An 11,102-nucleotide genomic window follows, 5' to 3' on the forward strand; every position below is an offset into this window, starting at 1 on the left:
AGGGTTTTGGGGGGTCTTGGTCGGGACAGGTGGTGTCCCAGATGAGTTCGCTGAGAGTGAGGGCGATTTCACTTTCGCGGGTTTCTTTGGCGAGGGGTTGGGCGTTGAGGATGAGGATGGGTTGGTTTTGTAGGGTTTGGGCGAGGTTGATAGGGGCGAAGGTTGTTTCGCTGTTATGGGGGGTTTGGTCGGTGATTTCGGGATGGGGTGTGGTGGGGGGATTGTGCCATGCACGGTAAAAGTCGGGATAGGGGAGGTTTTCGGCACAGTGCCAGAAAAGTTCATAACGTTGAACAGAGCGAAGATCGTAATAGGAATCGTCATTGAAGACTGCATATTGATCTTCGTTAATTGGAATATCAGGAAACGCTTTAAGAGCAGATACTACCTCTTCTCGTAAGATATTAGTAGTGATACAGTTTCGTAAACGCCTACTAGCATCATGTTGTATCATCCTACTCTCAGCAGTTTGAAGAAGATCAATTAAACCTGGAATAGTTTCAGATAGCAGAGCATTTTGTTCCTGTAAATCAGAATGAAGCATCTGTTCATCATCTTGAGAGCTGTTTTCTGTTTTTAGGTGAAGAGATAAATCATTTCCTGGGTCAATACAACCTAAATAGGCTCTAGCTAAAACTTGATCTTTCAATCTAGCTCTATTTTCTAATACAGAAATAGCCTTTAGATTTCCTGGATCGACTTTTCCCAAGATATAAGCAGCAAAAGTAACGTCCTGTTTTTTAAATTCTATAGATAGCCCTACATTGCTTCTCGTATGGTTTGGTGATTTTTTTAGGCTAATTATTTCCTGCTCTATATCATGAATGATGTCATTTAATATCTCTTTTGATTTTGATGCCAAATTCATTGGATCGATTATAGATAAACCGTAGGCCGCACCTATACGGGCATAGATACTGTCAGCTTTTTGTGCTATGTGATGCAAACTATTGATGATTTCATTTTTTTGATTGCTAAAACTAAATTCATCTAGCATTTCTGCCGCTTCTTGACCTTTTTTACCATTGTAGGATTTTTCAATCAGGTCTAAGACAGTTTCTTTTATATTTACATTACTTGGGTCGAGATCTACTAGACAATATACAATATCTAGTCTTGCCTTCTCAATCTCAGGAGTTTGAGTTTCTGTTTGCTTCCAAAGAATTTGCAACACATCATTTAAAATATCCTCTACTACTTTCTTATTCTTTCTATGGATTCGTGCTATTTTTTTTAAAACATAACCATAACCATTCTCAACAAAAAGCCAGGTAGCACCTGAATTTTTGTCAATCAAGCCACGCATACAGTCAAAGACTGGGTTGGGATCGACTTCAAGTAGGGTGATATATTTTGAATTTCGCCGTAGGGGGTCAATATAATTTTGCCATTGTTTCGTTTTCTCATTAAAATACCCAAATGCCCATTTTACTATCTGCTCTACCATAGTACCGGCAAGAGAAGAATTCTTAAATTCAGTCATTCCAGTAGCAGCAAGACAGTAGGCTTGATATTCATAAAATCCTATATTGATATCTGCAAAGTTCCACTCTCCACAGCCATCATCAAAGTGTATTAATTTCTGAATAAATTCCTGTTTTACCGCTTTTATATCCTCTTTAGTTTTGACAATATCTTCACGCCCCAACCACAACAAAATCACCTGCTTCCATTGCTTCTCAAAAATCCGATACCGCTTCCCCTCCACCGGACAATCCACATGATCCTTCGGTAAAAAATAATCCCAATCATCCATCGCCAACGCCGCAAAATACTCTTGAAACGTCGCATGATAAAACCCATACACCTTTTCGCGCCGATTTTCCGCCGCCACCCCCACCTCATTCAACCAACCCAACCGTAACGCCAAAGAACACAAAGACCCCTTTGCCTTCGGTTTCCCCAAATACTCACACACCAACCGATGGGTTAACCGAAAGCGACTCGTTTCAGCCTCCAAAGATGCCTTAGCCAACGCCCCCAACGCCGCATTTAACTGTTCCTTTTCCTCCTCCGTGACCTCAAACCTGTCCTCCTTCCACTCATACATCGCCTCCACAAAACCCGCATACAACTCCGCCGTGGTTTCTGGTAGGGCATCCTCCACCTTCCAAGTCGCACATAACAAGGTTAGCCGCAGGGGATTGCGGCATAAATCCTTAATCCGTTCCTTCCCCGCAGCTTGCAACTCTGACCACAAAGATTCCGCCAACTCGACAGCCTCTCCTGACTCAACCAACCCCCGAAACCACCTGCGGATAAACTCCTGCACTTGTTCATCCTGAAACGGTTGGGTGAGATAGGTTTGAAACCCCTGTAACTGTTTGGGGTTGGCTTGCCACAAATTCAAGCGACAGGTGACAATCATCCGCGCATCCGTCACCCAACCTCGGAATTTTAACGCCTGTTGGTCGCTCTGGCTCATCTCATCTAAACCATCCAACAGTAACCAGACTGCACCCCCCTGAAATTTCTGCTCCCAGTCCCCCTTAATTTCCTCTCTGGACTGACCTAACGCCTCTTTGAGCCATTGGGTCTCTAAATACTCTCCCAGGGGTCGATTCCCCAATTCTGCCAAGTCCACCCAAATCACTAAATCATCGGTTTGTTGCAATAACCAAAAGGCTAATTTCTGGAGTAACGTGGTTTTCCCTGCCCCCGGTTCCCCAATAATGGCAATATTTTTCTCGGTGCGTTTACCAATGATTTCGTCGAGAAACTCCCGATAAGCAAACCGTTTCTCTACTTCTTGCCGAGCGAACAAATCCGAACCCCGTTCTGGGTCAATATCTTGGCGGTGTTTTTCGTTCTCACTCCGTTTCGGTTTCACCAGCGCCAAATCGACAAATAAATCCTCATCGATTAAATTGCGATTCCCATAAACCTGACCTAAGACCGTATTGCTGGTTAATTGCATCTTTCGTTCCAGCATCTGACGGCAGATATCTTGCCATTCATCAGTAGATAGCGATCGCTCCTCCGATGGATATTGCATTGCCGCCAACCCCTGCCGCATCTCCTGACGAAATTCCTTCACCTCTTGGTGCAACTCCTTGAGGCGTTCCTCTAGAGTTTGTAACAATCCGGTGATAGTGGTTTCCATCACTCCCAACTGCTGACAGACTTGGGCAAAACCAGAATTGATGTTATCGGCAATATCGCTAAAAAATGCCTGCTGCTGCGTAATACTTCCCTGTAACTGGGTTTCCATTTGCTGGAATTGTTGCAAAATTCGGCTTAATTCAGCAGTATCAACTCCTGCTGAGTCAGTTCGCAGTTGGTTGAGTTGCGCTTGCATCCCCGTGAGTAACTGCAAAGTTAACCCTGCAAAGGCTTTCCCATCCTTAGCAAAGTCTTCCTTGAGGGTTTCTCGTAAGGCTTTAGGGAACGTGGTATGGAGTTTCTGGGCGACTTCTTCCCGCACTTCTGAGGCAATAGGAAACCCACCCCCTTTACACGCTGCCATATTGAGACGGATAAAAATATCGCCCCATTCTGTAGCAGTGAGGTTGCCCTGTTGGGTGAGTTGATATTCTTCCGGAGTGAGGAATTTGTCGAGTTTGGCTTCTCGAAGTTGGGGATAGCGTTTCTGAGCAAGTTCCCGTTGGGCAATTTCCACCCAGTTATCCTTAGCTTGGGCGGCGATTTTTTCTATATATTGGCGGATTTTACCGCGCTGTTGTTTGGCAGCGAGGGTGATGACTGCGGCGATCGCCTTTCCCACTGCCTGCGTTAAGTCTTCATTGTCTAAGGATACCCGATCGCCATCTTTTCCCTCCGTTAAGGTATCAATCGCGTTAGCTGTATTCCCTGCTGCAACACTCGCTAAAGTAGCTGCCAACACAGTTCCCCAAGTAATCCCTTCCCCAGCAAGCAATAGGGGAAATACGGTGCTGCCAACCACACAGCCGCCACCAATGGTTAATTTTAGGAGAGAGAACCTGACATCCATCATCATTCCCTGAATGCTGTCATTATTCTAGCTGAGGTAGAATTATCATTGGGACGGTGATTATCAAGATGATCCAGATTGCTTCACTGCACTGCGTTCCGTTCGCAATGACTTCTTCTCCCCTTCTCCCTTCGACTTCGCTCAGGGCAGCGCCTGCGGGATAAGGGATTGGGGATGAGGGCAACCGTTGATTAAAATTGCGCTCCGTCTAAGTTGGCATCGCTTAAGTCTGCATGGGTTAAATCTGCGCCCTCTAATTGAGCCTCCGATAAGTTAGCTCCCATGAGTTTCGCTTGCCTTAAATTCGCGCCTCGGAGGTTGGTTTGGCTTAAGTTGGCGAAGATAAACTTCGTGCCTTGCAGTTGGGCATTTTCTAAGTTGGCTTCCTGGAATTCGGTGTGGATAAAGTTGGCTTGGGAAAGGTTAATTCCGGGGAGTTGAGCGCCTTTTAAGTTCATGCCTTGGAAGTTTCGATCGCCGGCAGTGTAGCGATCGATTACTTCGCTGATGTCGGTGATGGAAAGGGAACGCTGAGACTGTTGGGGTAGGGTAAACGTGAGGGAATTTTGAGGTTTTAGAAGTTGATGAAATTCTTGATAAAGAGAATAGTTTCCCACTCCACTAATTGTAACCCAAGCTCTGGTTCGGGTTAAGGCAATAAAGAGGTAATTTCTAAGGGATAAATTGCTCTCATCTTGAGCAATATGATCGAGGGCAATCGCGTAAACCATATCCGCCTCATTTCCCTTGGCTTTCTCAATCGATGAAACTGTCACGCAGCCTTCAAACCAAAAACTATTTTTCAAGCCAGAATCCTGCTTTTGTCCGGGAAGATAGACATCAATGCCTTGTCTTAAGAGTGCCTCAACCACCATCGGCTCCAGTTGGCGCGTCTGAATTCGAGTTCCCAAAAGAATGACTAAAATATCCCGACTTGGTTTTAGTCCATCCTGGCGTAAGTTTTGCCTTAAACAATCGCCCAGATTCGCTAATTCTTCCTGGCGCGACTCATAGGAGTGAAACTCAATCAGCGCTCCTGAGGCTAACTGACTGACTGGATTGAGATCGGTATCGAACGGACGAGTGAGGGTAATGGAATTTCCGGGTAATAGTTCTCCTTCTACTTCAAATCCTAGGGCTTGCCAATCCGATTTTTGGCACAACTGAGTTAAACATCCTTGGGGGCGAAAAATACCCATCACTATGCCATAGGCAACTCTTAAAACTTGTGCCGGAGTTCGATAGGATTTACAGAGGATTTCGGTTTTGGCAATATTCCCCAGATGAACCCCATTTAAAAGATGTCCTAACTTCGCACCAAATAAATCGATAACAGTTGTTATCTGTTGGGGATCGAGATGTTGATATTCATCCATTGTCCAAATTAAACGCCGTTGCTCTGGATGTAAGGGATTGCAAGAGTGCAGGGATTGGTACGCCAACCAGTAAAAGGGTTGCTTTTGTTCAAATTTCATGCTATCTTGGACTAAGAAATCCTGACCCTCATCCATAAAAACCGCATCAAAAACTTGGGGTATTTTTCCTCGACGTAGAAGGTCAATACATACCTCAGCCAACGATTCGTGTGGTGCAGATCGTAAGGTATCGGCAACAGTTCGGGGAGAGACTCCAGACAGACGACATAAAAAGCGATAAAAACCGGGTTGTCCTTTGGCTCCCCAACCGTGGAAAACGCGCAAATTGCGATCGCGGGAAGAATAGCCAACTTGCCCATCGCTAAAATGGCGCAACCAGCGATCGAGTTGCTCGGTAATGGTTTGGTAAAGACTGCGGCTAAAGAAGACAATTGCAATTTTCCAATCCGGATGTTTCAAGTGCATGTGAGCCGCTTTTTGGCAGAGAATCACGGTTTTCCCAGATCCAGCAATCCCGCGAATCCTTTGTACTCCAGGCGGAATCGTTTTGGCGAGAGTTTCCTGGGCTAAATCCAGTTGAGAAAACTGTTGCCTGGCTTCGGCTAAAATTTCGGCGCGACTAGGAGAAGGATATAAGCGCCATCGGCTACTGGGATTAGGTTGAAAAATGGGAGTACCACTCATTAAGGACAGCAAAAGTTGCCATTGCTGTTGGCTTAGGGAGGTGCCTGGAGTTAGGGGACTGATCTTTTTAACGCGATCGCCAAATTGGGCAATGGCAGTTAAGCGCAGATGATTTTCAAACAGAATAGGAGGAGCCGAAACGAGGCGATCGAATTGCTTCTCGTGCCACTGTTCTTGGGTAATATAAGGTAGGGCAACGATCGCCCGACTCATCAGACAAGACGTTAACCCGGGTTCCCTTTCGCACAATCTCAGAATCGCCCAAACCTGCTGCTCGGCTTGTTGATAGGGCGATCCGGTTTTCTGGTAAAATCCTTGATAGTGCCAACGATGACCGGTAATTTGGGTAATTTGGTGAATCCGTAAAGACTTCACCTCAATCACAATAATTCCCAATTGGCGATCGAGAATCAGAATATCCGGCTCTTTGCGGTGTTTTCCTTGGGGAGAAAACAGGGGATAGCGCCAATAGGCAAGACAGGCTCTTTCACCAAACGCATCCTGAACCCTTTCCCATACTCGAAACTCACCGCGCTCTCCTCCGTTTCCAGTAAATTCAGTGGTAATAAACTGCCCTTTCCCCATGGCTCACTTACTCCACAATTGCTCCTTTATCGCGCAAATGTTGTTTCAGGGCTGCCGACAATTTCGGATTATCCTTAAAATAGGCTTGATTGACATGAGCTTTATCAATATTCGCCTGTTTTAATAGCGTTCCCGTCAACTGAGCTTCCTCTAAATTGACATCAGTTAAATCCGAATTGGATAAATCCGCATTCGATAAATTGGCGCGGGATAAATTGGCGCGTTGCAAATACGCCCCAGATAAATTTGCCTCTTCCAAATTGGCATCACTCAGATCGGCACGGGGCAAAACAGTGCGTAAATCTGCCCCTTGTAAATTAGCGTACTGTAAATTAGCATCGCGCAAATTGGCATTACTTAAAATTGCCTTTTCCAGGTTGGCATGGCTTAACTGAGCATGGGATAAATCCGCTAAACTCAAATCTGCACCGCTCAAATTCACGTTGCTTAAATCTGCGCCAGCTAAATTAGCATAATGAAAATTCACCTCGGCTAAATTGGCTCCAGCAAAATCAGACAAGGGATTTAAACCCACCTGTTGGGCAATATCTAACATATCTTGGGTTTGGGTTTGCCGTAATTGGTTGGCGATCGCCCATTGCTCCTGCAAACAGCGCTCTGCTTCTTCCCAATCTTGCATCGCTTGATACACTTGACGCAAATTGAGTAATGCCTGTCCTTGCCGTCCTAAATTCCCCCATTTCCGAGTGAGAAGTAACCCTTGTTGATAAGAGTTCAGTGCTTGAGGAAAATCTTGCAAACGACTATAAGCATTACCCAAATTATTCAGGGCATTCTGTTGTCCTGGGCGATCGCCAATCTCTTGTGCTAAACTCAAATGCTGCTTATAGTAAGCGATCGCCTCTTCAAGATTCCCCAAAGCCTCACTTACAGCCCCCAAATTCCCTAAAGCCGCCCCTTGGTGATGGAGATTACCCTCGGTATGGTAGAGCGATAATGCCTGCTCCCACAGGGTTTTTGCCCCCTGCAAATTCCCCCCTTGATACTCCTGAATTCCCTGCTTAAATAGCACGTCAGCATCCTGAGACATATAATAATCAGAATAAACTCAATCAAATTGACAATAATCAGATCGAAGACCTACTTTTATTACTGTAGACAACTCCGATGAAAAAACTACTGATCGTGGGCGCAAGTGGCTTCTTAGGTTGGAATCTCTGCCAAGTTGCTCAATCTCATTGGTAGGTTTACGGCACCTATCACACCCATGCCCTCAGCTTACCCCAGATTCGCCTCACTGCCCTGAATCTCCTGGACTTTTCCGCCCTAGAGCGCCTGTTTACCGACATTCAACCTGATGCCATTATTCATACCGCCGCTCAATCAAGCCCCAATTATTGCCAAACTCATCCCCAGGAAACCGATGAGATTAATATTCACGCTGCCGTAGAAATTGCCCGATTAAGCGCCCAACGCCATATTCCCTGCGTATTTACCTCCACCGATCTCGTCTTTGATGGCACGGCTGCCCCCTACGGAGAAGCCGATCGCCCTTCCCCCATTAACCATTATGGACAGCAAAAAGTGAGGGCAGAACAGGCAATGCGTCAGGAATACAGCGCTTTGCGCTGTGATGGGGGGATAGGGGGAGCAAACAACAGACTTGGTAGAAGCTCTGAGCTGTTCTAGATATTGTTAAAAACCGTCATTAATGTACATCATAGCAGAGGAAACTGCTGTATCCCCAGGTTACCATTTGCCGGATGCCCCTAATGTTTGGCACAGCGCCTGCCCAGAGTAGCCGTTTTATCCAACCCTTTATTAGAGTATTGAGATCGCACCAACCCCTCGCCCTCTTCACCGACGAATGGCGTACCCCTGTCAGCGCCACCACTGCCGCCCAAGGACTCCTTCTCGCCCTCAACCATCCAGGGGAACTATTTCATCTGGGAGGAAAAGAGCGTATTTCCCGCTATCAATTTGGGCAACTGATGGCAGAATCACTACACTTACCCACAGAATTAATCCAACCTGCCCGCCAACAGGATGTGCCCATGGCAGCGCCCCGCCCCCAAGATGTTTCCCTAGACAGCTCTAAAGCCTTTTCCCTGGGCTACAATCCCCCTTCCTTACAAACACAATTACAGGCGCTCCAGGGGCAAGTTTAGGGATTCAGAAACTCCTCTAATACTAGAGAGGCAATGTTTCTATTTCGGGTTTAGTCTTGAGACTTTCAAAGCTGAACCATAAGCTGACTTTCTCATGAGACTGCTTGCAGAAGTCAGGAAATAGGAACCCGATTTCTGCCACATTGCCCTCTTCTCCCACAGTTTCCATAGAAATCTCGTTTATTGCCATCTGCCCCGATCCAAACCCAGCAATGGCGCTAAACTATCAACAGGGTTAATCATGAGGAAAAAATCATGGCAAAGTCAATTATTCAGCTTGTCGATGAGCTGCCCGAAGATAACATTACTGTCAAAGTTTTAAAAGCTCTCGATTTTGTCGCGCCGGGAGAATGGAATAATTTGATCGGATTTGATGCTACCATCGCCCATTTTACCGGAGAAACTGACCCTAAAACCCTTCAACGTATCCGCGATCGCGCCGCGGCTCTCTATCTCGATCCCACCAAAGGCTATCAAGGGGCTGTCCAACTCTATCAGGCCATTGATAAAGCCGATGTCGCCATGGGCACAGCCGCCTTAGCCAATAAGGTGAGTGAAAAGTTAAGTTTTCTCTCTTTTCTGGGCAACCTTACCCCCAAAGCCGAGACCACCCAAACCATTGATTTATTACTCAAGATTGCCGTCGAAGTGATTGCTTTTTGCAAACTCAATGGCATTCCCCAACCGAATCCCCAACTCTTTGCTAATTCTCTGGCTAAAAACTATCACAACGCTGGCTTAATCCGCATGGTTGCCTTAGTGTGTATTGATGGACTGTTACCCTTGGGGCCAAATTTCTTAACCAAAATCCATGTGATTATTCAAGGTATTAATCCAGGGAACATTGCCGGTAATCCTGTGTTTTCGGGCATTAAAGACCAGATACCGGGTAAGACAATCGGCGATCGCCTTGGATTTGTGAATCAATGTTTTAGCGCCATCGAAGGTTGGATGAATCAGTTGATTGCTAAAACTGGCATTACTCCAGAAGGCATTTTCAATCATTTGGGTAACTTTATTCAAATGGCGGATGATAATCTGGATTTTGTCGCTGCCTTTTTAGATCAAACCACCAATTACTACGAGCATACGGGTATCCAAACCGTTGCCCAGCGCTTGATTTTAGAAGCCTATAAATCTCTGCAAGCAGACGGAGAAGTGCTTCGTAATGAAGATCCAGACCATGAGGATTTCCGTGGCGAAAGAGCAATCGAGTTTTCCATCGGAGATACGGTTGAAGTTTGGGAGAAAAAAGAAGAAGATTGGTATGAAGCAACCATCCGCAAAGTTAAAGTCAAAAAAGATAAACCTCGGTACTATGTTCATTATGTTGGCTATGGGGCATCCGAGGATGAATGGATCAAAGAAAAGAATGTTCGTGCCGGTAATTTTGAAGAGGCTGATGATAATGGGTATGCTGTCGGTCAAAAGGTTAAAGTCTGGGATGACGATGATGAGGAATGGTATACCGCCAGAATTCAAAAAATTGACGGCAATCAATATCGAGTCCATTATCTCGATGAAGATGATTTTGATGATGAATGGGTTGATTTAGACGAAATTTGTTAAGCAAAAAAGGTTTTCCCCATTCCCCATTCCCTATTCCCTATTCCCTAATTATGCCTACCACCGTACCCGCGCAAACCATTACCCTCAGAGAACTGATCGATCGCTTTGGCCTAACCTTAACCGAAGACGAGGAGTTCTTTCCAGAATGGCAAGAAAATTTACCCGAAATTTCCCAGAGCGATCGCCAACTCCTCGATAAAGTTAAAGCCGGTTATATCAACCTACTCAACCACCCTCCCTTACTCGAAAACGTAGTCAGGATGGCGATTTTAGACCCCATTCTATTTATCGGTAACTTCTATATCGCCCCCTTCTATGTCAAAAGTGAAGAACCGATAGAGATTAGCGCAGAAGACGAGGGTGTAATCATAAAAGGTAGAATTGATACCTTGATTTTGAAAGAACAATTTTGGATTGTGGCGATCGAATCCAAAAAAGCCTCCTTTTCCATCGAAGAAGCGCTCCCCCAGATCCTCGTTTATATGCTCGCCAGCCCTCACCCCGCACGTCCCTGTTTTGGCATGATTGCCACAGGAGGCAGCTTTATTTTTGTCAAGCTAGTCCGGGGAGACATCAACCGATATGCCTTATCAAAAGGCTTCTTAGTTCGTAACCCTGGAAATGAATTATACGAAGTGCTACGAATCTTAAAACGCCTAAGCCAGTTATAGCTCTAGGTAATAGGCATTGATAATGCATTACTTCCCTATCTCCCTATCCCCCTATCCCCCTATCCCCCTATCCCCCTATCCCCCTATCTCCCTATCTCCCTATCTCCCTATCTCCCTATCTCCCTATCTCCCTATC

At 45.7% G+C, this 11,102-nt stretch carries 7 protein-coding genes and 1 pseudogene; 4 read left to right on the forward strand and 4 right to left on the reverse strand.

The window, feature by feature from the left end:
- From AC3A14_RS00690 to AC3A14_RS00700, 3 genes are all read right to left on the reverse strand, one after another.
- A partial coding sequence (locus AC3A14_RS00690) for an NACHT domain-containing protein (RefSeq protein ID WP_318732037.1) occupies positions 1-3,952 on the reverse strand: 3,952 nt, incomplete at its 3' end.
- A 191-nt stretch (positions 3,953-4,143) separates the two neighbouring features.
- A complete protein-coding gene (locus AC3A14_RS00695; RefSeq protein ID WP_318732036.1) occupies positions 4,144-6,597 on the reverse strand; it encodes a pentapeptide repeat-containing protein in 2,454 nt (817 codons plus the stop codon).
- A gap of 7 nt (positions 6,598-6,604) precedes the next feature.
- Complete coding sequence (locus AC3A14_RS00700; protein ID WP_318700534.1) at positions 6,605-7,648, reverse strand: pentapeptide repeat-containing protein; 1,044 nt, start codon at positions 7,646-7,648, stop codon at positions 6,605-6,607.
- 197 nt (positions 7,649-7,845) lie between these two features.
- Here AC3A14_RS00700 and AC3A14_RS00705 point away from each other — a divergent pair, with 197 nt between their 5' ends.
- Entirely contained in the window at positions 7,846-8,247 is a 402-nt protein-coding gene (locus AC3A14_RS00705) for a sugar nucleotide-binding protein (RefSeq protein ID WP_413039177.1), read from the forward strand.
- A gap of 50 nt (positions 8,248-8,297) precedes the next feature.
- Positions 8,298-8,726, forward strand: a pseudogene (locus tag AC3A14_RS00710) (sugar nucleotide-binding protein); the annotation flags it as partial.
- Positions 8,727-8,748: 22 nt separating this feature from the next.
- Here the strand turns inward: AC3A14_RS00710 and AC3A14_RS00715 are convergent.
- Positions 8,749-8,916, reverse strand: a complete 168-nt coding sequence (locus AC3A14_RS00715; RefSeq protein WP_318700536.1) for a hypothetical protein — start codon at positions 8,914-8,916, stop codon at positions 8,749-8,751.
- A gap of 65 nt (positions 8,917-8,981) precedes the next feature.
- On the opposite strand from AC3A14_RS00715, the gene AC3A14_RS00720 reads away from it, so the two are divergent.
- Both AC3A14_RS00720 and AC3A14_RS00725 read left to right on the forward strand, forming a co-directional pair.
- Positions 8,982-10,295 carry a Tudor-knot domain-containing protein gene (locus AC3A14_RS00720; RefSeq protein ID WP_318732035.1) on the forward strand — a complete coding sequence of 438 codons (1,314 nt, stop codon included), beginning with the start codon at positions 8,982-8,984 and terminating at the stop codon, positions 10,293-10,295.
- Between the two features lie 50 nt (positions 10,296-10,345).
- Entirely contained in the window at positions 10,346-10,966 is a 621-nt protein-coding gene (locus tag AC3A14_RS00725; protein ID WP_318720179.1) for a restriction endonuclease subunit R, read from the forward strand.
- Positions 10,967-11,102 lie beyond the last annotated feature (136 nt).

It is taken from the genome of Roseofilum sp., from assembly GCF_982964205.1.